We start from the raw sequence: 26,028 nt of genomic DNA, 5'->3' as shown, positions 1-26,028 counted from the left end.
CAGGGCTTGCCTGGGGGGCAGTTGGGGCCGGTCCCGAGGTCGGCCCGAAGACGGACGAAAGAGGCGAGGAATGTCGGACGCGGAGTGGATGTCCCAGGAACCGCAGGACGACGAGTGGCCGGTGGTCGATTTACGGCTGGACGTCCCGCATTCGGCCCGGGTCTACGACTACCTCATCGGCGGCAAGACCAACTTCGAGGCGGACCGGGTCGCCGCCAAGGCGTCGGTGCAGGCGTGGCCGGCGCTGCCGATCTCGATGCGCACCACCCGTACGTTCATGCAGCGCGCGGTGCGGCGGCTCACCGAGGAGTACGGGGTCCGCCAGTTCCTGGACATCGGCACGGGCATCCCCACGTCGCCGAACGTGCACGAGATCGCGCAGGGCATCGCTCCCGAGGCGCGGGTCGCGTACGTCGACAACGACCCGATCGTGCTGACCCACGCGCGGGCCCTGATGTCGAGCACCGTGCAGGGCAGGACCTGCTACGTCGACGCCGATCTGCGCGACGTCGACTCGATCATCGGCGCCCCGCAACTGCGCGAGGTGCTGGACCTGACGAAGCCGGTGGCCCTGTCCCTGATCGCGATAGTGCACTTCGTCCTCGACGAGGACGACCCGCGAGGACTCGTGCGGCGGCTCATGGACGAACTGGTGCCGGGCAGCTTCCTGGCTCTCACGGTGTTCACCGGCGACACCGACCCGGTGGGCGTCGGCGGCGTCGAACGCGAGTACAACGCGCGGGGCATCCCCCTCCAGGTCCGGGACAAGGCGGAAACCCTCGCCTTCTTCGACGGCTACGACCTCCTCGACCCCGGCGTCACCCTGGTGCACCACTGGCGCCCCGACCCGGACGCCCCACCTGTACGCGACGAGGACATCGCCATGTACGCCGGAGTGGCCGTCAAACGCTCCTGACCGTTGTCGTGCGGGCACGTTGGAGAGTCGACTCCTCCGGCAGGGGCAGGGCCCGGCCGGAGGCGGCAGCCGCCACGCGCCGTCCGTGCCACGAGGGCCGGTGTGCCTCGGGGTGTCGCGGCCGCACGGCCGGCGTAGCGAGGCTCGGGTACCGAACGCGGCGACCACGTGCATCCACCGGTTCGACATCGCCTCTCGGTAGCTCTCGGGCGCGAGCATCGTGCCGGGCGGTGCCGGGCGGTGCCGGATGGGCCGGATACACACCCAGGTTCGTTCCGAACTCGACGAGCGTCGGGTGCTCCGGCAAGAGGGCGTGCCGCACGCCGCGATCCGTGACGACGACGCCGTTCGGATCGCCGGTGACGACGCCGAGGGTCAACGTCAAGGTGGGTGGCGGGAAGTGGCCCGGGTGGGGCCGTGGTCCAGCGCGGTGGCCGGGAGCCGTCAACGATGCAACTCGGCTTGGGAGGAAGGGGGACAGCCGTCCCGGATCCTTGCACGCGACGCGCACGATCTCGCGGGGAGGCTCGCCGTCTCGACCGTCGGCCCGCATCACCAGGCACTGGTCAAAGAACGATAATATGAGTAACAGGCCCAGGCTGTGCTCAGCATCGGCGCCGGTGCCCGGGACCGGGACCGGGACCGGCCACAGCGGCGAAGCCGCCGGCGGCGGAATCGGCACGTTGCGACGGGTCGCACGGGTCGGATCGGGTGCTTTGGCTATGGGTGGGGGACGGGGTTGCGGGCGAGCCAGTCCTGGAGTTCGCGGTGGCGAAATTGGTAGGCGGTGCCGGCGGTGCGCAGGAGTCCGGCGGTGGTGGCCCAGTGCAGGAATCGGCCCAGGCGCCAGGGCAGGGCGCGGGGGCCGGTGCGGACGCACAGCAGGAACAGCGCGTATCGCTGCGTGGCGGCGGTGGCCATGAGCATGATCGCGAGGAAGGCCACCAGTCCCAGCGCCGACCCGAACCGGATCCCGTCGCCGAGGCCGGAGCCGAGTCCTTCCGCGAATCCCAGGGCGAGCCCGACCGTTGCTCCGACTGCGAGGCCCGCCACGAGCGTGCCCGCGAGTTCGTCGCGCACGAGATCGCGGGGGTCTGCGACGGCGGCCCGACCGTCGTCGTCGCGCCCGCGCACGATCAGGCTCGCGACGCCGAGCGTGAGCGGCCACGCGAGCGTGAGCACGACGGAGGGATCGGTGTCGAAATCCCGGTCCAGGGCGCCGATGATCATCACGGCGAGGACGCCGGCGGCGCCGAGGGCGAGCAGGGTCAGGAGTTCGCGGCGGCCCTCGCGGGTGGTCAGCCGCCCCGGTACCAGGTGCGTGGGCCCGGGCCAGGCCGCGCCCCAGCGCAGGCCGAGCATGCCGGAGACCGACGCTCCGAAGAGGACGGCGACTGAGTTGGCGATCCAGGAGGATTCGTACAGCAGGGGGCTGGATTCACGAGCCATCACCGCCGCCGCCACCAGGCCCACGCACACCACCAGGACGGTGTGGATCAGCCGGGCGCGTCGAAGTCCCGCCAGCGGCCACAGTTCGTGCGGAACCAGATCGGTCCCCGACAGTGTCCTGCCGTTCAGCATCCGGGGGGTGGCGCTGTTGGCGGCGAGGTGGCGGGCCAGGACGGCGAGCCAGATGTGGACCCGGTCGGGGGAATACGCCGTGTCGCCGTCGTCGCCGGGGTGGTCTGCGGTGGCGCGGAGGTAGAACCCGTTGAGGTGGTCGCGCATGTCCTCGTCCCGGGCCAGAGCCGGTGACAGGAGGTTTCGTGGTTGGTGGCGGTAGGCCGCGCTGCCGGGGTCGCGTTGTTCGTGGACGGTGACCGCCATCGTCAGTCGCCACGGGGTGGACAGCCCGCGGGCGAGGGAGCCGGACGGCGCGGTGTCGAGGGCGTGGATCACCTCGCGCCACCGCCGGGGGTCCTCGACCCGGGCGAGGATGAACTCGCGGCCCTGGATGGGGGTGACGGGTGTGATCTCGACGCGGGCGGCGTCCTTGGTCCAGGTCTCCAGCGCCTCGTAGGGGCCGCTGCGGCAGGTGAGCACGATTTTGGCCCGGGCCCGGCCGAGTGCGTACGCGTTCAGGATCTCCAGGGCGCGCCGCGCTCGCGGCCCCCCGCGCGCGCTCCCGCCGGGACCCGGGCCGGGTGTGCCGCGGGGTTCGGTGTCGGTGCTGTCCATCTCGTCCAGCCCGTCCAGGACGGGCAGGATCATGCCCGCCTCGACCAACGCCCGCGCGGTGGCGGGGGTGAGCCGGTACACGCGTTCGAGGTGATCGCGCACCCACTCCTCGATCGCCGCACCGCCTGCCGCCGCACCGACTCCCGCTGAGGTGTCGGGGAGTCGGCTCCACGAGGCCAGGGACATCCGGACGGGGACCGGGTCCTTGGGGTCGCGGTTCTCCAGGAGGGCGAGCAGGAGTTCCAGGGCCAGGACCGTCTTGCCGGATCCGGGTGCCCCGGTAATCACCAGGCGGCGCGGGCGAAGTCGGCGGTAGTAGTCGACCACGGTGGCCAGCCGCCCGTCGGGATCCGCGCCGTCGGCGTTGTGCGCGGGGGCGGGGCGAAGGACGAAGCGGAGGTCGATGGGCGTGTGTTCGCCGCCCAACAGCCTTGCCCGTTCCGGGGTTTCGGCGCGGGTGACCGCGTCGGCCAGGCGGGCGGCCTGCACCGCGGTATCGGTGACCTGGAGCCGCAGCGCGGTCCGTGACATGCGCGCGGACCAGATGGCAACGCCCAGTCCGGGCAGGGCGATCGAGGCACTCAACCAGTCGACGTCACCGCGCTCGACGCCATGCGATCCCCACACGGCGAGCCAGAGCACCCCCATCGCGCACACGATCCCCCAAACCCACCCGGCCGCGCGTCCCCCACGGTGTCCCATGAATGCTCATCATGGCGACCAAAGGCGCGCCGCATCGGGTTTTCGCGGGATTACGACCCGCCGGTCGCTCGGTGGCGACGCGCGGTTGGGGACCGGCGCGTCGGCGAGCGTACGACGGCTTCGGGTCGCGGTGGCGCCGGGTGACGCCCGGCGGGAAGTCCCGCCGGGCGTCACCGTGTTCGGCTCGGGCCGCGTCTGGGGCCGCCGTCCCGGGCGCCTGTCGCGGGTGCGCCCCTCGGATGCCCGTGGCGGCCCGGTTCAGCAGGCCCCGAGGTCCTGCCAGACGCCCCACTGGCCGGTGGTGCCGGGCGTCTCGCCCGTCGTCCACCACTTGGCCTTCCAGGTGTGACCCTGGTGTGAGACCTGCTGCCCACCGGTGTAGATCGTGCCCGACGCCCATGGGGCCGCCGTGCACTGGTGGCCGTTCCCGCCGGTGACGGTCACGGTGTAGGTCGTCGTGTGGCTGCCGGAGGTGCCGGTCGCGGTGACGGTCAGGGTGTACGTACCCGACACCGCCGCCGAGGTGGTGGCCACGTTGAGCGTCGAGGAGTTGCCCACCATCACCGAGGTGGGGTTGAGCGAGGCGGTGACACCGGCCGGGGCGCCGTTGACGGTGAGGTTCACCGTCTGGGAGGCGCCGGCCGTCACCGCGGTCGCGATCGTGGAGGTGGTCGAGGCCCCGGCGACGACGGTCCCGGACGCGGGGGTCGCCTTCACCGAGAAGTCGTTGGTCGGGTTCGTGGTGCCGCTGGTGAAGGGCTCGAAGATGTGGCTGAAGTCCCAGGTGTTCTGGGCGATGCCGGAGCAGTTGTCCGCCGCCGGCTGGTTGGGGCAGTTGCCGTTGTCGCGCTGGAGGGCCCAGAACGAGAGGGTGTTGATGCCCTTGGCGACGGCCCAGCTGTAGACCTGTCGAGCGTTGGCGAGGGTGAACGTCTCGGCAGGCCCGAAGTCGTCGACGCCGATCATTTCGGTGACGCCGATCATGCCCCACAACTGGGCGGGGGTCTTGGTCGGGTAGAGCTGCGCGAGCGTGTTGTACAGGCCCTGTGCCGCGGTCTCGGTGTCGTTGGCCATGTTGTGCGTGGCGTTGTCGTAGTAGTCGAACGTCATGAGGTTGACGACGTCCACCTTGGTGCCGTTGGCGACGGCGTTCCTGAGCAGGGCCACGCCGTTGGCCGCCAGGCCGCGGGTGGTGGTGGGCAGCGTGTAGGAGATCTCGATCTTGCGCCCGTTGGCCGCGGCCCAGTCCTGGACTTGCTTGATGGCCTTGTTCCGCCGGTCGATGCCCGCCGTGTTGTCGAGCGCGTCGATCTCGATGTCCATGTCGAGCCGGGTGACGTCGTAGGTCGTGATGACCTTCTGGTACGCGGCGGCGATCTGGTTGACGTCGCTACAACTGTCGGCGATCTCGGTGCCGGTGGTGTCGGCCGTGTAGCCGCCGAACGAGGGGATGACGTCCCCGCCGTTGGCCTGAATGGTCCTGATGTCGGCGCCGAATGTCGAGGAGGCGATCGGCATGCCGGTGTCGCCGTTCCAGTACGGGGTGCAGGATCCCGCGGTCGCGGTCTGGAGGAACGCCATGGTCAGGTGCTTGGCACCGGACTGGGCGGCCAGCGCGGCGGGACTCTCACCGGTCCACGCCTCGAAGTAGGGGGCGAAGACGTGGGCCGGCAGGGGGGTTGCGGCCTGGGCGGGCCCACCTCCGAGCACGGTCAGGCTCACCGCCGCGGCGGCGGTGACGGTCGCGGCTACCGCCGCGCGGAATGTGCGTAAGAGTCGCATGTGCGTCCAGTCTGTATGCGGGGGACGTACCGCCGATTCGCGTGGCAAGGCGGCATGGGGTATGAGACAGCCCGGCGCTCGCAGAAGTCAATGGTCTGGACCAAAATTGGACTAGACCATTAATGTCGGAGGAAACCCTTTACCTCCAAAGGGAGTTGCTCGCCGGTCGATCCGCCGACCGGCCGGGCACCTGCGCGGCAGGTGCCGCGCAGGGCAGGGTGGGCGCAGGCCGGACGGGCCGGGCCCGTGGTGGTACTCGCCCGACCCGTACAGTCGTTGCCGCGTTGTACCCCAACCCGCCCCGCCCGGCCAGGAGTCCCATGAGCGACCCGGACAACATCCGCGCGACACTGCTGGTGCTCTACTCGAACCGAATCGACGAGTGCCGAAGCTTCTACACCGATCTCGGCCTGCGTTTCGTCGCGGAGCAGCACGGCGGGGGTCCTCGCCACTACGCGGCGACTCTCGCGGACGGCACGGTCTTCGAGATCTACCCGGCCCGTCCCGGCCGCGAGACCGGCGCCCTTCGGCTGGGTCTCGCCGTCACCGGTGCCGCCGCGACGCCTGCGCTCGCCCCCGGCCATCATCTGCTCTCCGACCCGGACGGCCGGACCGTCGACATCCGCGCGACCTGATCAATTGCTTTCCGGCGATGCGGCGTTCGGCGGAGTTCGTCGGTGTGCGTCGGTGTTCGTCGAATTGCGGTCGGTCGAACTTCGCGAGAACGATTCGCCGTATCGGAATTGCACACGCCGGCTCTTTTCGGCGCGCGTGACTTCGTCCACGCGCGGTGAGTGAAGACCGCGTGGTAGTCGCTGACCACTTCCGACTACATCGTTCTTTGGTGACTCGGAGGATTCGGTCGATCACCGGCGCCGATTTCCCGAGGCGTCGAAAACGCGACCGCCCCGGAGGCTCGAGGGCGCTCCGGGGCGGGACCCGCGACTCGATTCACCCGCGTCCGGGTCAGGGAGCCCGGAAGTAGTCGGGCTCGGCGCGCCTGGGTTCGCCGGGTTGCTGCGGCCCGCCGCGGGCCGGGTCGGTGAAGGCGACGCCGTCCGTCCGGCGCTGTGCGAGGCGTTCCAGGCGGGCGCCGAGTTCGGCCTCCTCGCGCAGTTCGCCGGTCGAGGAGGACAACGCGACGATGAACAAGGTGATCACGGTGAACAGGCTCACCCCGACCACGAGGGGAGCCAGGAACTGGGATGCCTCCACGCCGTGGAGGGCCGACGTGTGCGTATTCGACTCCAGGGACATCGCCGACATGCCGGTGTAGTGCATGCCGCTCACCGCGATGCCCATGATCAGCGACGCGCCCGTGACGGCCACGGCTCCCTTGACGTTGAGCGCGGCCCACAACGCGGCGGTCGAGGCGACCAGGGCGATCAGCACCGACAGCGCCACTCGGAAGGTGTCGTAGCCGATGTCGTCGTTGATGCTCATCGCGGACATCCCGACGTAGTGCATGATCGCGACGCCGGAGCCGGTGACGATCCCGCCGACGACCAGGCCGGTCGTCTGGGACCCGCGCCTGCCGATGATGGCCATCCCGACGCCGACCACCGCGATCGCCAGCAGGAGACTGACGACGGTGCGGGTCGCGTCGTACCGAATGGGTGTGTCGGTGACCGCGAATCCGAGCATTCCCACGAAATGCATGCCCCAGATCCCGGTACCGCCGATGGAAACGGACGCCAGGGCGAACCAGCGAACGCGCGGGGCGCCGGTGACCGCTCGGGCGCGGATCGCACACAAAAGCCCGAGTGCCGACCCGATGCAGGACATCAGATAGGCGACCGCCGGTGTGAGCAATCCGTTGGAGAAATGATCGATACTGCCCACGCTGGGTTACGCTCCGGATCGTTCCGAGTGCGATCGACTTGATCGGCCGCGCCAGCGTAGAACGATGTCGAAAGAAATATACACGCGGGTCGGTGAATTCTCGGTAACGCCCGTCGGCGCGCAATTTCGGCCGCACGCTGAGTGCACGACCGCATTACGGGGAGCGCCGAAGGCGCCCGATCGTCTCCCACTTCGGCCGGGGCGGTGTCGCGATCAGCGCCGCACGGCCAGGACGCGGGTGCGGAAGTCGTCCATGGACACGACCTTGTCCGGGTGGCTTGCCGGTCCGGGGAGGTCGGGCGGCCGAGTGGACGACCGGGCCTGGTTGTTCGCCGGAGCGGCGAGGTGGAGTCGGCATCGGTGCCTCCGTCGGTCATGGCGCACGCCCTTTCCGTGGTCCGCTCGGTCTCGCGTGCTCATCGCCGTGCCGGGGTCTGGAGGCTCCACGCGCGCCCGTCCGGGTCGCGGACGGTCATCTCCCTGGTCCCGAAGTGGATGCGGGCCCGAGGGTGACCCGAGATGTCGGATTCATGGGGGTTCGGGTTCGGGTTCGGTTCGCGGGGCGGGTCAGGGGCGTGGCGGCGTGGGAGCCGCGACCCCGTTGTCGAGTTCGAGGGACAGGCGTGCAGCGGTCTCGTGTACGGACTCTTCGGTGCGACCCAGGATGCTCAGGTCGGCGCACTCCCACGAGTCGTGCCGGGAGAGCCAGACGACGACGGCGTCCCGAGCGCCGAAGAAGTGGAACGTGTTCCCCACCTCGTCCCACGGCAACGGGCCGAGCGCGGGCAACGTCGCCCGGATGTGCCGGCCCCGATCCTCCGTCGTCCCGTACGCGGCCACGTCACCGGTGAACGCGTACCGCGGCAGGACGCGCACGAGGGCCATCTGCACGAGCCACTCGGTCATCGACCGACTCGACATCGCCCACTCGTGGCCCTGTTCCTCGGACTCCTCCCGCTCCTCGCCCTGCTCTTCGGACTCCTCCCACTCCTCCCACTCCTCCCCGGGGCCCACCCACACGGGCGGATCCGGCAGGTGCGCGTCGGCCGCCCGGAAGGCCCACGCGCAACAACCCTCGTACTCCGTCATGAAGATCGAGTGTTCCCCGAGCCGCCGCGTCGGCCAGTCCAGGTACGTCTCGTACAGTCCGCGGTCGAGGAGATAGGAGTTGCGGACCGAGCCGAGCCATTCGGCGAGGGCTTCCGGAACGTCGTCCGATATCGGTGGTTCGGGTTGCCAGGGATCGGTCAGCGCCTCGACGTGGCCGAACTCGCGGAGCAGATCGGAAACCAGGGTGCGGCGCCGCGGCCAAGGGGCGGACAGGCGTTCGGCGAATCCTTCGTAGTCGATCATGCCGCGCAACCCTATTCGAGGGCTATGCCGTGGATATGGTGCCTTCGGGGATCTCGGCGGTCTTCGCCTTGTCGCCGGCGGGCAGCAGGTGCTCGTAGCCGGCGCTGCGCCAGACCAGCCTCTTGAACTGTTCCGGCGCAAGGACGCCCCGCCACGGTGTGTCGCCGGGGCAGAACACCGCTTCGCACGCGGGGCAGTAGTGCGCCGGCTTCCACATCAGGTCGGCCCGCGCCTCGCCGGCCGACTCGGAGTGCTTGTCGTACCGATCGGTGCGGACCACCGCGATGGTCCCGACGAACAGCAGCACCGCCACCACCACCGCGCCGCCGATCGTGTACGGGGGCTTGTCGTTGGCCACGCCCGTGTACGCGAAGCCGATCGCCATGGCGACCATGACCATGCCCTCGGCGAAATGCAGGCAACCGTCGCCGGAGGTGTTCGGCCCCTTCGCCGGCCGATCGTGGAGATTCTTCCGCGAGGCCCCCTTGGCCACCATTGCCCGCTCCACCGAACGGGCTTCGGATCCACCGCAGTTCGAACAACGGATGCCGGTTGGTTGTGCTGCTCCTTGGTTCGCCATGCCCATCACGCTAGTCCGGCCCTGGGGGGCCGGTGCCGGGGCAGCCGGGTCACCCGCCGCGTCTCCCGCGTCGGCAGGTTCCGGTGAACACCCGGCCGAGTTGCTCGTCCAGCGCGGCCAGGACCCACGAGAGGGGTGCGCCTTCGGGGTCGATGTGCGTGTGCATGGCCGGCCCTTCGGCGAACGCGACGATGCGCAGCGTCTGTTCGCCGGCGTCCACGTCGACCGCCACCTCGCCGCCCTCGGTGCCGTCGCGGATCGCCCGGGCGACGCGCGCGGACGGCGGCGGCGGTTTCGCGTTGTACGGCGGCAGGGCGCGGGTCGTGCGCGGCCTGGCCGGTGAACGCCAGGCGGACCGGGAACTCGGCGCGGCGGGGCTCGTCGAGCGGCATCAACTCGGTCAACGCGCGCCGAAGCCCCGGATCGGTTGATCGGCATCGGACCGGCCGATCGCGGCGCCTCGCGGGGCGGGCGCGGGCGGCTATCCGGAATGCGCGTCGTCGGCGAATGCCGCGGGGCGGGGCGTGGGCGCCCCGGGGGAGGGGGTGGCGTGGGGTTTCGGGGGGCGGGGCCGCAGGAGTGCCGCTGTCCCGATAACGCGAGGGGGCGGTGGGCGGTTGGACGCGCGGCGGGGCATCACGTAGCTTCTGCGCCTGGGACAACTCGCTTGCCTGGTAAGGCATTTGCGCCCGATCCAGGTGATCCGCGCGCGCCCCGGGCGCCGGCGGGGAGGCCGCCCGACGCCGCTGTGCGGGGGCGATCACACCGACCGCCGGCCGTGGGCGCTCGACCCAGGAGGCAACGCGTGACCATCACCCCCCGCCACCGGCGAACCATGTACCTGTCGGCGGCGCTCGTCGCCATCTCCGTCGCGACACCCCTGACCCCGGCGTCGGCCGCACCCCTGGGCACCACCGCCGGGACGACCTACTACGTGGACGCCACGAACGGAGCCGACAGCCGAGCGGGCACCACCCCCGCGACCGCCTGGCGCACGCTCGACAAGGTCGGGGCCGCCACCCTTCGCGCGGGCGACACCGTCGCCTTCAAGCGTGGCCAGTCCTGGACCGGCACCCTGAAACTGTCCCGCAGCGGCACCGCGACCGCGGCGATCACGGTCGGCGCGTACGGCACCGGCGCCTCGCCCGTCGTGCGCGGCGGCGGCAGCTGTGTGGCGATCACCGGCGCCTACTGGACCGTGCGCGACCTGCGGCTGACCGGGTGCGACTGGGCCGGCGTCGAGATCGAGGGCCACCACAACACGGTGACCGGGATCCGCGCCGACGCCAACGTGGTCGGCGTCTCGATCGCGGACACCGGCCACCACAACACCGTGACCCGCAGCCAATTGGTCGACAACAACAAGATGAGTGTCAACGATCCCGGCGGCGACAACGACTCCGGCGCCTTCGGCGTGCTGCTCAACGGCGACGACAACGTCGTCTCGCACAACACCATCACCGGCAGCTACGCGGCCAGTTACGACTACGGCCAGGACGGGGCCGCCGTCGAGATCTACGACGGGGACCGCAACCGGATCGAGTACAACATCACCCACGACAACGAGACCTTCTCGGAACTGGGCCACGACACGGGCAAGACCGCCGACGGCAACGTCTTCGCGTACAACGTCGTCACCTCCACCCACGAATACGCCACGTTCCTGGTGGTCCGAGGCCCCGGGAGCGGGCTCGGCCCCAATCGTGACACCGTCGCCGTCAACAACTCGGTGAACCTGCCCGGCGCCAAGGCGCAGGGGTGGGTGTGCCACGACGGCTGCGCCTCGAACATCCTCAAGCTGCGCAACAACGTGATCTCGGTCGGCGGTCAGACCGGGTACGAGGACGGCGCGGGCGCGGACGAGAACACCGGGGTCTACAAGGGCGCGCAACACCGATTCACCCTCGGCGCCCGCTCGGTGATCGCCGACCCGCGCTTCACCGGCGGCACCGACCTGCACCCGCTCGCGGGCAGCCCGGCGATCGGGCGCGGGGAGCCGGCCGGCTACTCGGTGGACCTCGACGGCAAGCCGGTCCCGGCCACCGGCGCGACCGCGGGCGCGTACCAGTACCAGCCCTGACGGATCCCAACCGACACCCCGGCGCCGCGCCCATCGTGGCCGCGCCGGGGTGTCCCGCGATGACCGGCGTCGGGATCGACCGGGCCGTCGCCGTCGTCGCCGCCGGTGTCGGTGCGCGGCACGGCGTTCGCGGATCCGGTGTCCGTGATCGGCGCGGCGCGGTGATCAGATCGCGGTGATCCGGCCGCACTCGCGGCACGCGGCGTTGGCACTGGAGCCGTTCGACGAGGAGCCGCCGGACGAGCAGTGCGAACCGCCGCTTCGGGAACGGTGTTTATTTCCGCCACCACCACATCCGGTCGGCAGGCTGCCGAGCGGCACCACCGTCCCGCGTGCTCCGAGCGCCGCGACGAAGCCACCGGGACGGCGGGCTTCCGCCGGGTCGTGGTCAGCGACGAGTCAACGAGACGGGCCTTATTTCCCGGTCCGGCGTACGATCCGAAGGAGTGGAACCGGATCTGCCCCGGCCGGCTTCGGAACCGTGCGCGAGACCCCGGATCGACGGTGAGCCGGCCCGCGGACCTGCCTGGCGCAAGGGGGTCAGCCCCTTCGCCGTCACCGGGCCGGCGGCGCTCGTCACGGCCCTGGCGGCCGGGGGCCGCCCGGACCGGCCCCCGGCTGCCGGCCCCGGCGGCTCGGGCCCCACCGACCGCACCGGCGCGGGCCGCGCGAACGGCCGGAGCGGGGAAGAAACCTGCTTGGCGGGCAACCCGTTCCGCTTGTCGAGTCGGTGTGCAGTTCGCGCACGGCCGGACGCGGAGCCGCGGCGACGATCGCGTCCACGGGGCCCACGGCCCGGGTGACCTCCAGACTGACCCAGTCCGCCCTGCCCCAGAAGGTCGCAGCCGCCGTTTCCGGGTCGACCATTACCCTGCGGCGCGGTCGCCCATCCGCGTCGGGCGTCGCACCGGCTCGTAGCCAGTCGTCCAAAGGCACCACCGGCCCCCCTTGCCACCCCTGTCCAGGGTCGCCGGGGCCGAGCGTACCGAAGGGCCGGGTGGGTGACGCGGCCACCGCCGCACCGACATCGGCCGTTCGCCCGGCGATTCGGGGTGGGGATATTCGGTTCGCGTACCGGTGGGCCCGCGTCCTAGCATGCGCGGCATGGCCAAGACACCCGTGCTCACCCCGCGGTCGGACGACTTCCCCCGCTGGTACCAGGAACTGATCAACAAGGCCGAGTTGGCCGACAACGGTCCGGTGCGCGGCACCATGGTCATTCGACCGTACGGGTACAGCCTGTGGGAGCGGATGCAGCAGGAGATGGACGCCCGGATCAAGCGGGCGGGCGCCTCGAACGCGTACTTCCCGCTCCTGATCCCGCAGTCCTACCTGACGAAGGAGGCCGAGCACGTCGAGGGCTTCGCTCCCGAGCTCGCCGTCGTCACGCACGGCGGCGGCAAGGAACTGGACGAGCCCGTCGTCATTCGCCCCACCTCCGAGACGATCATCAACGACTACTTCGCCAAATGGGTGCAGAGCTACCGCGACCTGCCCCTGCTGATCAACCAGTGGGCGAACGTGGTGCGTTGGGAGCTGCGCCCGCGGGTGTTCCTGCGCACGACGGAGTTCCTGTGGCAGGAGGGCCACACCGCGCACGCCACGTATGAGGAGGCCCGGGACTACGCCGCGCTCATCCACCGCGACGTGTACGCCGAGTTCATGGAGAACGTGCTCGCCATGGACGTCGTGCCGGGACGCAAGACGGTCAGGGAACGGTTCGCCGGAGCGATCAACACGCTCACCCTGGAGGGCATGATGGGCGACGGCAAGGCGCTGCAACTGGGCACCAGTCACGAACTCGGACAGAACTTCGCCAAGGCGTTCGACATCCGGTACCTGTCCAAGGACGGTCGCCAGGAGTACGTCTGGCAGACCTCCTGGGGCTCCACCACGCGCATGGTCGGCGCCCTGGTGATGATGCACGGAGACGACGACGGTCTGCGGGTCCCGCCGATCCTGGCGCCGATCCAGGCGGTGGTGGTGGCGATCAAGGCCGACGACGCGGTGGTGGCGAAGGTCCGCGAGATCGGTGAGCGGTTGACGGCGGCCGGTGTCCGGGTGCGGGTGGACGACCGTACGGACACACCCTTCGGTCGCCGTGCGGTGGACTGGGAACTCAAGGGTGTGCCGGTACGGATCGAGGTCGGGCCGCGCGATCTGGACAACGGCACCGCCGTGCTGGTCCGACGCCACGTGGGAGGCAAGGAGCCGGTGGCGATCGAGGCACTGTCCGCGCTCGTGCCCCGGGCGCTCGCGGACGACCAGGCGTTGCTGCTGGCGCAGTCCCGCGAACGCCGCCGGGACCGCACCGTCGAGGTGACCACGATCGAGGACGCCGCGGCGGCCGCGGGCACCGGTTGGGCGCGCATTCCCTGGGCCACGCTCGGCCCGGAGGGCGAGGCGCGGCTCGCCGAACAGGGCGTGTCCGTGCGCTGCCTGATCGCCGAGGACGGGTCGGTTCCCGCGAGCGATGAGCAACCGGGCAACATCGCGATCGTGGCGCGGGCATACTGATCCCCGAACTGCCCCCCGCCGCACCGTGATTGCGGGCGGGGGGCACACGGGAGCGAAGGAGCACTGTGCAGCCCACCGCGTCGCCGGCGTCCGATGACCCCGAGTTGCTCACCGCGCCCACCGACCGCTGGGGAAACCATCGATGGTTCCCGGTCCGCAGGGTCGAGTCCTACGCCGACCTGAGTGTCGCGCTGCACGACGTGGTGGCCGATTCGATGCCGGTGATCACCGTCATCGGTGGCGCGGCGGGAGCCGGTGCGGCGACGGCCGCGGACAAGGCGATGTACGAGGAAATCCTGCTGAACGCCGCGAGGTTCTCGGCCGCCGTGATGTTCGGGGGCACCGATTCCGGCTGCCTCAAGGAACTCGGCGAGGCCAAGCGCCGGTTGTTCGCCGAGGGGCGACTGGCGATGGCCGACGCCCCGCTGATCGGCGTCGTGGCCGAGGGCACGGTGGCCCCTCCGGGATCGCTCTACGATCCGAACAAGAAGGCACCGCTGCAACCCGACCAGGACCTGATCCTCGTGGTGCCGGGCCAGGATTTCGGTGACGAGTCCTGGGCGCTCGCCCAGGCCGGTCGGATCCTGTCCCAGGGACAGGGATCGGCGACCGTGCTGATCAACGGCGGCGGGATCACCATCCAGGACGCGACGCATCGCGTCCACGACATGACCGAGAACGGCAGGCCCGTCCAGGACGCGATCCTGCTGGCCTACCGAGGCTCCGGCCGCGCGGCCGACGACATCATCGCGGCGAAGGAGAACGGCGGGGGACACCAGGACCCCCGCATCAATGTCATCGCCGCGCACAGCCAAACGCGCGCCTTCGACTCGGCAGCCGATCTCCGAGCGCAACTGGGCGCGCACTTCACGGCCGCCGGACACGTGGCCCGCGAGCCCGGCGATCCGAGAACGGCGAAAATGGCGCCGGAGGTCACCGTTCCGCCGGTTTCGCTCCGGGTGCCGTTCGTCGTCGCCGGGATGACGCCGATGCGGGCGTACGAGTTGGCCCAGATGACGGTCGGCAGCACCGGGCCGCGCCATCTGTCCCAGGCACGCACCGATCCGGATCTGCATCGAGCGTGGCGGGAGGCGACCAAGGCCTCCCGCGCGGCAGCGCTGGACAAGCTGAACCGGGACAACGCCGGCTACCGGGAGGACGATCGGGCGGGCGACGAACGACGAAGCGTCGCCGCCTACAACGCGGGTCTTCGGGAAGCCTTTTGGCGCACCCACGACCACATCCGGGACGGTGATCTCTCGGCGCCGGGCCGACTGACGCACCTGGCGGCCAAGGGCTTCGGCGCGTCCAAGCAGGCGGCGCCGCTGCGCCCCGGCGACGCGGAACCGGTCAACGGCGGCAGTTCGGACTGGACGCGGGTCGTGCTGCCCTCGCTCGCGCTCGGCGTCGATCAGGGCGGTGGCTCTTCCCACAGGCGGGTGGGGCGAAGCGCCGGCCAGGGAGTCTGACCCGCCCGGCCCGCCGCCCGTTCCGGCCCCCCGCCCGGCCCGCCGAACCGCCGACCTGTCGGGACCGGCGGCAGGGAACCCGTCGGGTCCCGGTTGCGTCAGTTCTGCGAACCTGCACGGACGCAACGAACGAGGGAGTGGCACGGTGACGGCACGACGGAGGACCGCGGCGGCGTTGACGACGGGGCTGGCGGTGCTGGGCCTGGCCGGTTGCGGGAGCTCGGGGAAGGATCCGGTGTCGTTGCCGACCCCCGAGCCCACCCGGTCGCAGTCCGCGACCGCGCCGCCGGTCGAGCGGGAGACCGAGGTGAACACCGAGGCGGTGGGGTTCCGGATCCGGGCCTCGAGTCCGGTACAGCCGACGACCGCGCCCGCGACCGAGGGGTGCGCACAGGTCGTGGTGCGGCTGGGCGATGTCACGATCGAGTCCAACTCGACGCGGTGCAAGGCGCAGACCCAGGCGCCGGGCAATGGCCGGCACGGCATGTACCGCACCGCCGCGGACGTTCCACCCGGCGCTGTGACGGAGACGATCCGTACGCCGCTCGGCGACGCCATCCTGTTCACCCAGCGCTACTTCGAGGCGACGAATTCGGTGACGTACTGGAACGAACCGGTCGCCATCGTGACCCTGCGGAACCCGAAGCAGGCGACCCATCCGACGCTGATCCTGCGTTCCGACAAGGGAAAGCTCGATCAGGCGGGGCTGCGGACGTTCGTCGAGACGAAGCTGTCGCCCTCGGGATGAGCCGGATGGCCGCATCTCGGCTTCGAGCCGGTCGGAGCCGGTGGCTTCGAGCCGGTCGGAGCCGGGCGGTGCGCGGATCGACGTCCGGAGAACGAGGATGGCCTGAAACGATGCCGCTGCCGTCGGCGATTCGGACGGATTCGGCGACCGTTCTTTGTCCGGCAGGACGAGCCGAGGTGTTCGGACGCTGCCTACCGTGAGCGTCCTCTGCGGCACCGAGCCGTTCTCCGAGGAGGTATCCAGCATGGGACGATCCGATGCGGTCGGGTCCACCGTCCGGATGGTGGGTCCGGACGCCCGTACACCGATCGGCGCCGAACCGGAGGGCGGGAGGCAGGCGTGGCTCGCCTTCCTGGGCAGTGGTGACCGGGCCGGGATCCCGCAGACCAGGCGCGCCCTCTCCCGGGCGGCCGGCGTGGGGACCGGCTCGGGGGCGGCGAAGGTCGCCGACCAGGGTCTCGTGAACCGTCCCGGCGGCGGTGCCCGATGAGACGCGGCGTACGCGCGGCCGCGACCACGGTCGCGTTGGGCCTGCTTGCCGTCGGCTGCGGCGGAACCGGCTCCGGCGGTGCGGGCGGTCGCGACACGATCACCATCGGCATCAACGCCGACCCCGGCAACCTGTCCCCGCTCACCTCGCTGACGAGAATCACGTCGTTGCTCAACCGGTTCTCCTACGATTCCCTGGTGAACGTCGAGCCCGACGGGCGGATCGTCTCCGGCGTGGCCGAGAAGTGGACGACCGACGCCGTCTCGGCGACCTTCACGCTCAGGCGCGACGTGACGTGCGGTGACGGCCGACCGCTCACCGCGTCCGCCGTCGCGGCCCAGTACAACTACGTCACCGACCCGAAGAACACCTCACCCCTGCTCGGCCTGGCGGTGACCCCCGGAACCGTCGCCACCGCCGACGACGCCACCAACACGCTGACGCTGAGGACTCCGGAGCCCACACCGTTCCTGCTGCGGGGCACCTCCGGACTGCCGTTGGTCTGCCCCTCGGCCCTCGCCTCGCCCGACTCGCTGACGCACGCCACCGACGGCACCGGTCCCTACCGACTCACCGAGTCGGCACCGGGCGACCACTTCACCTTCACCAAACGACCCGACTACATCTGGGGCCCGGACGGCGCCGGCGCCGGCGAGTTGCCCGAGCGACTGGTCTTCAAGGTCGTCTCCAACGAGTCCACCACGGCCAATCTGCTCCTGGCCAAGCAGATCGACATCGCCCCGGTCAACGGCGCCGACCGGGTCCGGCTGACGGCGGCCGGATTGAAGTACCAGATCCAGCGCGACCCGCTCGGCATGCTCTTGTTCAACGAGGCCGCCAACCACGTCACCGCCGACCCGCAGGTGCGTTGGGCCCTGACCGCGGCGCTGGACCTCAAGCAGGTGGGGGCGGTGGCCACCGGCGGCAAGGGGGCGCCGCCGGCCAGGATCGCCACCACCATGCTGCCGCCCTGCCAGGCCGACGCCGTCACCGGGAACGTCCCCCCGCACGACAAGGCCCGCGCCGCGGCGGCGCTGCGGGCCGCCGGCTGGGAGAAGTCCGGCGGGCGCTGGAGCAAGGACGGCAAACAACTGTCGATCGTGCTGCCCTTCCCCTCCACGTCGGGCTCCCAGGTCGTGTCCGCCGTCGAGCTGGCGGTCGCGCAGTGGAACTCGTTCGGTGTGAAGGTCACCCGCAAGCCGCTCACCTCGGCGACGACCGGCGAGGTGCTGGCCTCGGGCGAATGGGACGTCTCGTGGACGCCGGTCGCGCTCACCCAGCCCGACCAGCTCATCCCCTTCTTCAGCGGCCCCCCGGGGCCCGACGGGATCAACTTCGGCTCCGTCGACAACCCCGAGTACCAGCGCCTGGTGGGTCTCGCGATGGCCAAGCCGGATCTCTCCGGCTGCGACGAATGGACGGCCGCCGAAGCAGAGTTGGTCAAACGCGTCGACGTGGTGACCTTCGTGGACTCGCTCTCGCCCTACTTCAACACCAAGGGCACCACGTTCACGATCGACGGCGCCGGCATCGTGCCGACGTCCCTGCGCCGGGGCCGAGGGTGACGAATCCCGCCTCCCCGGCGGCGTCGACGTCGGTGATCGCACCGCGACGGTCGGGGGCGAGCACGCCTTCGCAGCCGTGACGAAGCCCCGCCCGAAGCCGATCGACCCGGCTTCGGGCGGGCGGACGCTCAAGCACTTCGGTGTATCGAGGGTGCCCGTTCGCTCCCGGGGCCACGGCGCCGAGGCTGCCGGGATACAGGTACTGGTCCTGCGGGACGGTGGTGCCGTGTGCCCAGGCGTCGAAGAACCCGGTGCGGGCCGGTCGGGCGGAGATCTTCTTGGCGAGTGCCTCGAACCGCGGCCGGGAGGCGTTGCCGTAGCGGTGCTCACGCTGCCACTGCCGGAGAGTTCCGAAGAAGGCGTCGTCCCCGATGGTCCGCCGCAGGGCGTGCATCATCATCGACCCTTATCCGAGCGCGGGAAGATGTCGGGAACCTGTCGGAAAGCCGTGACCGCACGGTGATTTCGTCGCGGAATCCCTTGGCCGCACGGTGATTTGGTCGCGTGTGCGGACCGCTGCGGCACGGTGGGGGAGCGGCTCGGCCGTCGGGACCCGGTGCGGATCCCGACGGTGGGGTCAGACGGTGACGCGGGCCCGTACGGTGGCGCGGACGTGGGGGCCGAGGGAGTTCGTGCCGGTGACGCGGAGGTCCACCTCGTCGCCGGTCACGGCGGTCACCTCGGCGTCGAGGGTGAGAGTGTCGCCCGTGTGGTTGGGCGCGAGGAGGTGCAGGTCGACCTCCAGGAGCCGGGTGGCCGGGCCGCCCCAGTCGGTGACCACTCCGCCGACGAGGCCGGTGGTGGCGAGGATGTTGGTGAAGATGCCGGGACGCCGGAGCGAGGTGCGCGTCCAGTCGGCGTCGTGGTGAGCGGCGTAGAAGTCCTGGGTGGCGAACGCGGTCGCGATCACGAAGGTGGGGGTGATCGGGATCGTGGTGAGGGGGGTACGGTCGCCCACGCGGGGGGCGGCCGTGAGCGGGCGGCAGGTCCGGCGGCTCGCGGGTGTGGGCGGGGCCGGATCCGCGGGGGTGCCCGGTGCGCCGACGTCGGATGCGGCTGCGTCCACCGCGGTGACGTCGGGTGCGGTGACGTCGGGTGCGCCGGCGGGTTCCGGCGTACGGAAGCACAGTACGGTCCAGTCGACCGTCGCCACGTCCGCCTCGTCCTGGTCGCGGAAGGTCATGCGTGTGGTGACGAAGTAGCCCGGCCCCAGCGCCGTCCGCTTGCGCGGCGACACCGTCGTGAGCACGCTCTCGCAGGTCAGGTGGTCCCCGACCGCCGCCTCGCGGTGGTACCGCTGCCGGCATCGGGTCGCCGCGCGGGCGGTGTACCCGTGCGCGGTGAGGAGTCGGTGTACGGCCGCCGCCGGGTTGTCGGTCTCCTGCTCGGTCGACCGGCCGTCGGGCGACCCGTTCTTCGACGACACCTCGTGCCCCGATGCGCCGGCCAGGTAGGGCGCGTACCCGGGGACCTGGGGCAACGTGGCGGCCAGGGCGGAGAGTCGGGGCATGGTCCAGGCCTGGATCATGGTCGGGGGCGCGACGATCCCGGCCCGCCCGGTCGCCGCGGCGGCCTCGGCGTCGCGGTAGACGGGGTTGGGGTCGCCGAGGGCGTCGGCCCAGGTATCGAGCATGGGCGCGTTGACCGGGTGCCGGGCGCGCACGACGGACCTGGTGCCGCGCGCCACACAATCCTGGAGCGTGCGTTCCGGTTCCACGGTGTCGGTGCTCATGCCCGCCTCGCCTTCCGGACGATCGCCGCCTGTCGGATGCCGTCGCCTACCCTATCGATCTACTTGACATTGACAAGCGATTGACCCGCGTCGATGATCGACGGGAGTGGTCGAGGGGCCACACGCGTGCACAAGTGCACAAGTGCACAAGCGCGCAAACGCGCACGCACAGGGATCGCGGAACTCCCGTCGTCGTCATGTGTGTCGAGGCACGCGCCGAGGTGCCGGGCCGAACGCGGTGGGGATGCGTTCGAGGATGCCGCCCGCGAAGACGTCGTACAGCGGCAGGGACGTCAGGTGCACGTAGCCGATGTGGCAGTCGCAGGTCTGCTCGGGGCACGGCGGCGCGGGTGCGAGACCGGCGCGGAACGAGCCGTCGTAGAGATTGCCCAGCACTGCGGGCACGAAATGGCAACGGCGTACGGTGCCGTCGCCGTCGACACTGATCACGGTGTCACCGGTGCGGCAGGGCACACCGAGGGCGGGATGCGGGTTTCGGCTGAAGCCGAAGTGCGGGTCCAGCGTGGCCCATTCGGCTGCCGCCGAGTCGGTGTACGCGTGCCCCTCGGCGGCGTTGACCCATAGGTACACGTCGGCGGGAAGATCGTCCCGCAGGCGCCGCGCGGCGGGCAGGTGTTCCGGCAGGCCGACGACGCCGACGCTGAGGCGCACGCCACGTGCGCGCAGGTCGCGGCAACGGTCCAGGAAGCGCTCGTGAGGGACCTGGTCGGGGTGATAGGTGGCCCAGAGCGCCAGGCGGGTGAGGTCGGCCGCCTCGGTCCACCGGGGATGCGCGCTCAGGTTGGTCTGGATGGCGACACGTTCGACGTGCGGGAGATGGCTCAGTTCGGCGAGCGTACGGCGGTACCAACTGCGGACGAGACCCTCGCCCCACGGGGTGAACAGGACCGACACGCGGTGCGGCGCGTGCGTCACCCAGTTTGCGAAGCGCGCCAACGCCGCACGATCGGCCCGCAGTTGCTCGGGACTATCGCGGCGCTTGGCGAACGGACAGTAGCCACAGTCGTAGTCGCACGAAGCGAGCGGACCCCGGTACAGGATCGTCAACGGGTCCGCGCGCACGCCGAGTTCGACCAGGGGCGGCGCGGCGGGGGGAGTGCCCGTCATCGCGGCCGGTATCCGTGCATCAGGGTGGAGGTCTCGGGCGAGAACAGCGCGGGACCGATCGCGTCGGACCAGGCCAGGCCCTCGTCGGTCAGGTGTATGCCCGCCGCGGAGACGGTCAGCAGGCCCGCGTCGGCGAGCGGCGCCAGTTCGGCGGCGAAGTCGGCCTCGGCGTCGGTGCCGAACTCGGCCCGATAGTCGGGTGCGGCCAGGCCGTCGGCCTGCAGCAGCGAGGTGAGCAGGTGGCGTCTGCGTCGTTCGCCGACGTCCAGCCGATAGCCCACGCGGGCACGGGTGAAGGCGTCCTGATCGAGCGTCACATAGTCGTCGATGATCGCACGCACCTCGCCGACACCGACCGCGTACTCGAACGAGTAGTGCAGGTCGGTGGTGTACGAGCGGGCGCCGCAGCCGAGGCCGATCATGCCGTCGCGCTGGCAGCGGTAGCCGCCTTGCGCGTCGCTGCCGGCCGCGTCGGTGCCGGCAGCGCCGGCCGGCCCGCCGGCGGCGTCGGGGAGGGCGTCCGCGCGGCGGAACATGCGCATCGAGACCTGCTCGTAGCCGGCCTCGCGCAGACGGTCGCGGCCCGCCCGATAGAGCGCGAGGCGGTCCTCGTCCCAGTCGGCGCGCGTGACGGCTCGGCGGCCGAGGCCGGTGAGCGGGCGCACATACAGTGGATACAGGTACAACTCCTCCGGCCGCCACGCGAGCGCAGCGTCGATCGAAGCGAGCCAACTCGCCCGCGTCTGGCCGTCGATGCCGTAGATCAGATCGATGTTGAGCGTCGGCACCGCGGCGTCCCGGATCGCCGCCAGCGCGGCCTCGACGTCGGCACGGCGCTGCGGGCGCCCGCTCGCTCGCGCCTCGGCGTCGTCGAACGACTGGACGCCGATGCTGACCCGCGTCGTCCCGCGCTCGGCCAACACCGCGAGGCGCTCGGGCGTCGCCGTCGCGGGAGAGGTCTCCACGGACATCGGGATCGAGCCGAGGTCCGCGCCCATCACCTCCGTCGCGATGTCGAACAGTCTTTCCAGTTCGGGCGCGTCCAGGTACGTGGGCGTTCCGCCACCCACCGCCGCGACCGCGAAACGTGCCTCGGGGATCGCCTCGCGCACGGCCCGCGCCTGCCGTTCGAGCGCGTCCAGGTAGCGCCCGACCAGTTCCGCGGGGGCGCCGGTGCGGGTGAACAGGTTGCAGAAGCCGCAGCGCATCTCACAGAACGGCACGTGCACGTACAGGAACAGCGCCGACAGGTCCTGGCCCCGCCACACATCGCCCAGCGTGGGCATCGGGGCGAGCGGGCGGTAGGCGGTCTTGTGCGGATACGAGTAGACGTACCCCGCGTACGGCGAGCCGAGCAGGTCTCGCGCAGACGACGGAACCACCAGGGGATCGGCGGTGCTGGACGATCCCATGAGCGGACGACCTCCGAGGACGTGGGTGAGTGCCGGGTGCGGTGTTCGCACGCCCCGACTCTAGGGGTGGGCGCCGACAGGCCGGCCGACCGCCCGGTGGCTTGGGCGGCGGGCGATGGTCGGGGCCGTCGCCCGCCGCCGATCAAGGCGTGCGCGGGGTCACCATTCGCCGGGGTCGAGGGTGAACTGGGCGTAGGGGACGGTCCACACGACCTCGTGGCCGATGCGGTGCCCGGTGTAGCCGTCCTCGCCGTACGCCGTGCCGTGATCCGACGTCAGGATGGTGAAACACGGGCGGCGGGCGCTCATCGCCCGGAAGAGCCGGCCCAGATGCCGGTCCACGTACTCCAGCGCCGCCGCGTGCGTCTCGCGGGTATCGCCCTCGGCGGCCGTCGCACCGGGCCGGTGGAACCAGTTCGGCTGGTGCAGCGCCGCCACGTTGACCAGCAGGAAGAGTCGCCGGTCGGGGTCGAGGGCGGCGACGACGCGTTCCGCGCGGGCCACCTGTGCCTCGAACGAGGTGGGCGAGGTGACGCCGAGTTCGGGATCCCAGTGGCTCTCCGCGAACATGCCGGGCAGTACCGAGCCGAGCGCGCCGCGTTTGTTGAAGAAGCCGACGCCGCCGACGCAGGCCGTGTGATAGCCCGCGCGAGCCAGCCCGGAGGGCAGATCGGGCTCGTCGAACACCCACGTGTGCGGCGCGGTGGACTCGCTGCCGCCGAAGCGTGCCGCGAACAGGCGTGGATGCGGGCCTTGCCCCAGCGGGGTGGGCAGGAATCCGGCGAGGAACGCGGTGTGCGCGGCGTAGGTGAAGCTGCCCGGGGTGTGCCGCGCCTCCCAGCGCCCGCCGGGCAGCACCCGGGCGAGGGTGGGCAGTCGGCCCGCCGCCACGAGTTCCGCGGCCACGTCGTAGCGGAGCGTGTCGAGCGTGACCATGAGCAGATCGTGGTGGCCGACGACCTCGTTCATGTCGGGATTGTGGCCGTGCGGGCCGTTGTTCCCGTGGCGCGGTGGGGGTGTCGTCAGTTCGGGCACGGCAGTCGTTCCCCGTCGGGTGTCTCGCGGTTCGGTATTTCGTGGTCCGGTGCCTCGCGGTCCGTCGCTTCGCGGTCCGGTGCCTGGAGGTGTGCCGCTTCGCGGGTAGGCGTTTCGCGGTCCGATGTCTCGCGTCCCGCCTGTCGTGGCCTCGCGGGTGGGTGCCGGCCGTCGACCAGGGCGCGGATCTGTTCCGCCCACGTGTCCCGGCCCCGGTGCAGCACCCCCGGCAGCAGATCGCCGAACGCGTTGACCTCGCCGACCGCGTGGCGGCGGCGGTCGACCGCGAACAGGAGGTCGACACCGACGTGCAGCGTCCGGGGAAAACACTCGGCCGCGCGAACACATGTCGTCATCGCCTCCTCCCAGGCGGCGGCCCCCACGGCGCGGCGGACCGCGTCCACGTCGACGCGGGTGTTGCCGAGGTGGAGGTTGGTCATCGGGGTACGGCTGCCGCGTGCGACGACGTGTGTGGCGCGGCCCGCGACGACCAGGACGCGCAGGTCGACGGCGAGTCCGTCGAGGGTGAGTTTGGGCAGCCAGGTCTCGATGTGCACGCCGTCCGCGCACAGTGCGTCGATCAGGGCCGCGACATCCTCCTCGTCGCGGTACTTGCGCACCCGCAACGAGTTGAACAGTTCGATGCCCGACGCGGTGCGCACCAGTTCGGTGGACGTGGTGGCCTGGACGCGCGTTCCCGAGGTCTCCAGGGCGACCACACCGGACGCCGACGAGCCGTGCGCGGGCTTGACGAACACGCGTGGCCGGCGGGTGTCGCGCATCAGGTCGCGCAGGTGGGTGTAGGAGCGCACGGTGACGCCGCGCCCCTCCGCGCCGAGCCCGGGCGGGACCGGGACGCCCGCGTCGTGCAGCCGCCCGTGCGCGCGCGGCTTGTCGAACATGACGGCGATGTCGTCGGGGTCGTTGACGAGCCACGCTCCGGGCGTCGCGGCCACGGCGGTTCGTACGCGTTCCAGCGCGCGCACAAAGGTCGCGTGGCGCACCGCACCGCCCTCGACGCGGTGCGGGTCGGACGGCCCGCCGAGCAGTGCGTGGACGACGGGGTTCTCGCCGGGGGAGTCGATCCGCACCGGCCCGGCGGCGAAAGCCGGTTGCACACCACGCAGTACGTCCTCCCACGGGACGACGCGCGGGGCCGGTAGCCCGGCGGCCCGCGCCGCCGCGTCGAATCCCACGACGCGCCGGTGCCCCGGGTTGGCGACGACGGTGATCACGGTCACGGCAGGTACCGCGCGGCGCGGAGGTCGGCGGTGCCCGTGGGGTCGATCGCCGCGACGACGCGCGGGCCGGCGGAACGTGCCCGGGCCTGACCGCCGGTCATTCGGAGATCTCCACGTATCGGGGGTCGCCGCCCCAGTCGCGGGGGCTTTCGGGGTCGGAGATCTCCACCGTCACACCGGATGCCCGCAGCGTCGCCCGCAGGCGCTCGGCCACGGAGTCGTCCAGGAAGTGGTGGCGGATCGTCAGATTCCGCAGCCGGCCCAGGGATCGGCTGTTCAGCAGCGCCTCGGCGCCGTCGTTGCTCAGGATTCCCATCGACAGGTCGAGCGATTCGAGCCGGGGCGTGACGGCGGCGCTCGCGATCGCGGCGGCGATCTCGTTCTGCAATTCGCTGTTCATCAACCCGAGATGCCGGAGTCGGGGCACTCGGGTCCCGGACAGGAGGTCGGCGAGGTCCTCGACGCGGGCGTCACCGCCGTAGTCGTCGACGCCGAGCCACATGTCGAGTTCCTCCAGCGCGGGGAGGTCGCTCATGCCGACGGCACGCACGATCCGACCGGACAGGCCGCCGCTCTCGAAGCGGAGTCGGCGCAGGTGCTCGTGACGCACCGGAGTCAGCGCGGGGGCGTCCTCGGTGGCGTTCTCACTGCCCCGAAGCACCAGTTCCTCCAGGTGCGGGAAGGCTTCGAGGAGCCCGGTGGAGGGGCCGATGCCGATCCAGGAGATCTCGGATTCCTCCTGCACCACGTCGCCGACGAACAGATGGCGCAGCGCCGGAAAACGGGCGGCGTCGCGGACCAGCAGTCCGGGCAGCGGATTCTCCTGGGACATGTCCACGTCCCAGGCGCCGACGATCAGCGCGGTGACTCGTGTGGTGTCGACGTTGGCGAGGAAGTAGGCGTAGAGATCGGCGAGTTCGGGATCGTCCTCCCAGTGGCGGTGGCGCAGCCGCCAGGCGACGGCGTCCGCGGGGTGGTCGCCGGGCGCGATGCCGTACGGCGGTGTGGGCTCGCCGCGGCGGGCCTCCTCGGGTTGCCTTCCGGGAACGGCCGAGGGCTGCTTCGAGTCCGGCGGCCGCAGGTCGGCGACGGGCAGGCCGCCGAAGTGTTCGAGATAGGTGTGGATGCTCATGTCGGGAGGTCACCTGCGTGGGTCGGATGCGTGCGGATCGGTGCGCGTAGGGCTCTTGCCTACCAGAGCGCACCGACGGCCGGCGCGGGGGGAGAGCCGAGGGGCCTGAGTCGGCAGACCCGCTCA

General features: G+C 71.2%; 21 protein-coding genes and 1 pseudogene. 8 read left to right on the top strand and 14 right to left on the bottom strand.

The window, feature by feature from the left end; translation table 11 throughout:
• Positions 1-70: 70 nt before the first annotated feature.
• Complete coding sequence (locus ACIRL2_RS19790; protein ID WP_395860567.1) at positions 71-916, top strand: SAM-dependent methyltransferase; 846 nt, start codon at positions 71-73, stop codon at positions 914-916.
• A 720-nt stretch (positions 917-1,636) separates the two neighbouring features.
• Here the strand turns inward: ACIRL2_RS19790 and ACIRL2_RS19785 are convergent.
• Positions 1,637-3,742 (bottom strand): NACHT domain-containing protein, encoded by a 2,106-nt coding sequence (locus ACIRL2_RS19785; protein ID WP_402233689.1) that lies wholly within the window; start codon positions 3,740-3,742, stop codon positions 1,637-1,639.
• 312 nt (positions 3,743-4,054) lie between these two features.
• Positions 4,055-5,578 (bottom strand): chitinase, encoded by a 1,524-nt coding sequence (locus ACIRL2_RS19780; RefSeq protein WP_402233687.1) that lies wholly within the window; start codon positions 5,576-5,578, stop codon positions 4,055-4,057.
• Between the two features lie 320 nt (positions 5,579-5,898).
• On the opposite strand from ACIRL2_RS19780, the gene ACIRL2_RS19775 reads away from it, so the two are divergent.
• Positions 5,899-6,213, top strand: a complete 315-nt coding sequence (locus ACIRL2_RS19775) for a VOC family protein (protein ID WP_395860561.1) — start codon at positions 5,899-5,901, stop codon at positions 6,211-6,213.
• Between the two features lie 331 nt (positions 6,214-6,544).
• On the opposite strand, the gene ACIRL2_RS19770 is transcribed toward ACIRL2_RS19775, so the two are convergent.
• The 5 genes and pseudogenes from ACIRL2_RS19770 to ACIRL2_RS19750 form a co-directional block, all read right to left on the bottom strand.
• A complete protein-coding gene (locus ACIRL2_RS19770; RefSeq protein ID WP_395860559.1) occupies positions 6,545-7,420 on the bottom strand; it encodes an MHYT domain-containing protein in 876 nt (291 codons plus the stop codon).
• Between the two features lie 567 nt (positions 7,421-7,987).
• Positions 7,988-8,773 (bottom strand): hypothetical protein, encoded by a 786-nt coding sequence (locus ACIRL2_RS19765; protein WP_402233685.1) that lies wholly within the window; start codon positions 8,771-8,773, stop codon positions 7,988-7,990.
• 22 nt (positions 8,774-8,795) lie between these two features.
• Positions 8,796-9,269, bottom strand: coding sequence for a hypothetical protein (locus ACIRL2_RS19760; protein WP_402233684.1), 474 nt, complete (start codon positions 9,267-9,269; stop codon positions 8,796-8,798).
• A 133-nt stretch (positions 9,270-9,402) separates the two neighbouring features.
• Positions 9,403-9,573: a hypothetical protein gene (locus tag ACIRL2_RS19755; RefSeq protein ID WP_395860991.1), complete on the bottom strand. Its 171-nt coding sequence runs from the start codon at positions 9,571-9,573 to the stop codon at positions 9,403-9,405.
• A gap of 109 nt (positions 9,574-9,682) precedes the next feature.
• A pseudogene (locus ACIRL2_RS19750) lies at positions 9,683-9,745 on the bottom strand (hypothetical protein); the annotation flags it as partial.
• Positions 9,746-10,158: 413 nt separating this feature from the next.
• Between ACIRL2_RS19750 and ACIRL2_RS19745 the strand changes: the two are divergent.
• The 6 genes from ACIRL2_RS19745 to ACIRL2_RS19720 all read left to right on the top strand — a co-directional run bounded on the left by ACIRL2_RS19745 (position 10,159) and on the right by ACIRL2_RS19720 (position 18,222).
• Positions 10,159-11,433 carry a hypothetical protein gene (locus ACIRL2_RS19745; RefSeq protein WP_402233682.1) on the top strand — a complete coding sequence of 425 codons (1,275 nt, stop codon included), beginning with the start codon at positions 10,159-10,161 and terminating at the stop codon, positions 11,431-11,433.
• A gap of 1,104 nt (positions 11,434-12,537) precedes the next feature.
• A complete protein-coding gene (gene proS, locus ACIRL2_RS19740) occupies positions 12,538-13,950 on the top strand; it encodes a proline--tRNA ligase (protein WP_402233681.1) in 1,413 nt (470 codons plus the stop codon).
• A 65-nt stretch (positions 13,951-14,015) separates the two neighbouring features.
• Entirely contained in the window at positions 14,016-15,419 is a 1,404-nt protein-coding gene (locus ACIRL2_RS19735) for a hypothetical protein (RefSeq protein ID WP_395860550.1), read from the top strand.
• Between the two features lie 145 nt (positions 15,420-15,564).
• The gene (locus ACIRL2_RS19730; protein ID WP_395860548.1) at positions 15,565-16,167 is read left to right on the top strand and encodes a hypothetical protein; all 603 of its coding nucleotides are present in this window, start codon (positions 15,565-15,567) and stop codon (positions 16,165-16,167) included.
• Positions 16,168-16,411: 244 nt separating this feature from the next.
• Entirely contained in the window at positions 16,412-16,657 is a 246-nt protein-coding gene (locus ACIRL2_RS19725; protein WP_395860546.1) for a hypothetical protein, read from the top strand.
• On the top strand, positions 16,654-18,222 hold the full coding sequence (locus ACIRL2_RS19720; protein ID WP_395860544.1) for an ABC transporter substrate-binding protein: 1,569 nt from the start codon (positions 16,654-16,656) through the stop codon (positions 18,220-18,222). Before ACIRL2_RS19725 ends, ACIRL2_RS19720 begins: the two co-directional genes overlap by 4 nt.
• On the opposite strand, the gene ACIRL2_RS19715 is transcribed toward ACIRL2_RS19720, so the two are convergent.
• The 7 genes from ACIRL2_RS19715 to ACIRL2_RS19685 form a co-directional block, all read right to left on the bottom strand.
• On the bottom strand, positions 18,167-18,622 hold the full coding sequence (locus ACIRL2_RS19715; RefSeq protein WP_402233679.1) for a hypothetical protein: 456 nt from the start codon (positions 18,620-18,622) through the stop codon (positions 18,167-18,169). The two genes, ACIRL2_RS19720 and ACIRL2_RS19715, sit on opposite strands and share 56 nt — an antisense overlap.
• 177 nt (positions 18,623-18,799) lie before the next feature.
• The gene (locus tag ACIRL2_RS19710; protein ID WP_395860541.1) at positions 18,800-19,954 is read right to left on the bottom strand and encodes a MaoC family dehydratase N-terminal domain-containing protein; all 1,155 of its coding nucleotides are present in this window, start codon (positions 19,952-19,954) and stop codon (positions 18,800-18,802) included.
• A 195-nt stretch (positions 19,955-20,149) separates the two neighbouring features.
• Positions 20,150-21,082 carry an STM4011 family radical SAM protein gene (locus ACIRL2_RS19705; RefSeq protein WP_402233677.1) on the bottom strand — a complete coding sequence of 311 codons (933 nt, stop codon included), beginning with the start codon at positions 21,080-21,082 and terminating at the stop codon, positions 20,150-20,152.
• Positions 21,079-22,494: an STM4012 family radical SAM protein gene (locus tag ACIRL2_RS19700; RefSeq protein ID WP_395860537.1), complete on the bottom strand. Its 1,416-nt coding sequence runs from the start codon at positions 22,492-22,494 to the stop codon at positions 21,079-21,081. The genes ACIRL2_RS19705 and ACIRL2_RS19700 overlap by 4 nt, the downstream gene beginning before the upstream one ends.
• Positions 22,495-22,653: 159 nt before the next feature.
• A complete protein-coding gene (locus tag ACIRL2_RS19695; RefSeq protein WP_395860535.1) occupies positions 22,654-23,463 on the bottom strand; it encodes an STM4013/SEN3800 family hydrolase in 810 nt (269 codons plus the stop codon).
• A 53-nt stretch (positions 23,464-23,516) separates the two neighbouring features.
• Positions 23,517-24,770, bottom strand: coding sequence for an STM4014 family protein (locus tag ACIRL2_RS19690; protein ID WP_395860533.1), 1,254 nt, complete (start codon positions 24,768-24,770; stop codon positions 23,517-23,519).
• Positions 24,771-24,867: 97 nt separating this feature from the next.
• Positions 24,868-25,902 (bottom strand): STM4015 family protein, encoded by a 1,035-nt coding sequence (locus tag ACIRL2_RS19685; protein WP_402233674.1) that lies wholly within the window; start codon positions 25,900-25,902, stop codon positions 24,868-24,870.
• Positions 25,903-26,028 lie beyond the last annotated feature (126 nt).

The organism is Embleya sp. NPDC127516, from assembly GCF_044765325.1.
Classification (GTDB): domain Bacteria; phylum Actinomycetota; class Actinomycetes; order Streptomycetales; family Streptomycetaceae; genus Embleya.
Note: the sequence above shows the minus strand (reverse complement) of the source record. Positions and strands in the feature narration are given on the sequence as shown.

Excerpts from the sequence above, each read along its gene's own strand:
- ACIRL2_RS19790 (WP_395860567.1), top strand. The coding sequence starts at position 71 with ATGTCGGACGCGGAGTGGATGTCCCAGGAACCGCAGGACGACGAGTGG.
- ACIRL2_RS19785 (WP_402233689.1), bottom strand. The coding sequence starts at position 3,742 with ATGGGGGTGCTCTGGCTCGCCGTGTGGGGATCGCATGGCGTCGAGCGC.
- ACIRL2_RS19780 (WP_402233687.1), bottom strand. The coding sequence starts at position 5,578 with ATGCGACTCTTACGCACATTCCGCGCGGCGGTAGCCGCGACCGTCACC.
- ACIRL2_RS19775 (WP_395860561.1), top strand. The coding sequence starts at position 5,899 with ATGAGCGACCCGGACAACATCCGCGCGACACTGCTGGTGCTCTACTCG.
- ACIRL2_RS19765 (WP_402233685.1), bottom strand. The coding sequence starts at position 8,773 with ATGATCGACTACGAAGGATTCGCCGAACGCCTGTCCGCCCCTTGGCCG.
- ACIRL2_RS19760 (WP_402233684.1), bottom strand. The coding sequence starts at position 9,269 with ATGGTGGCCAAGGGGGCCTCGCGGAAGAATCTCCACGATCGGCCGGCG.
- proS (WP_402233681.1), top strand. The coding sequence starts at position 12,538 with ATGGCCAAGACACCCGTGCTCACCCCGCGGTCGGACGACTTCCCCCGC.
- ACIRL2_RS19725 (WP_395860546.1), top strand. The coding sequence starts at position 16,412 with ATGGGACGATCCGATGCGGTCGGGTCCACCGTCCGGATGGTGGGTCCG.
- ACIRL2_RS19720 (WP_395860544.1), top strand. The coding sequence starts at position 16,654 with ATGAGACGCGGCGTACGCGCGGCCGCGACCACGGTCGCGTTGGGCCTG.
- ACIRL2_RS19715 (WP_402233679.1), bottom strand. The coding sequence starts at position 18,622 with ATGATGATGCACGCCCTGCGGCGGACCATCGGGGACGACGCCTTCTTC.
- ACIRL2_RS19710 (WP_395860541.1), bottom strand. The coding sequence starts at position 19,954 with ATGAGCACCGACACCGTGGAACCGGAACGCACGCTCCAGGATTGTGTG.
- ACIRL2_RS19705 (WP_402233677.1), bottom strand. The coding sequence starts at position 21,082 with ATGACGGGCACTCCCCCCGCCGCGCCGCCCCTGGTCGAACTCGGCGTG.
- ACIRL2_RS19700 (WP_395860537.1), bottom strand. The coding sequence starts at position 22,494 with ATGGGATCGTCCAGCACCGCCGATCCCCTGGTGGTTCCGTCGTCTGCG.
- ACIRL2_RS19695 (WP_395860535.1), bottom strand. The coding sequence starts at position 23,463 with ATGAACGAGGTCGTCGGCCACCACGATCTGCTCATGGTCACGCTCGAC.
- ACIRL2_RS19685 (WP_402233674.1), bottom strand. The coding sequence starts at position 25,902 with ATGAGCATCCACACCTATCTCGAACACTTCGGCGGCCTGCCCGTCGCC.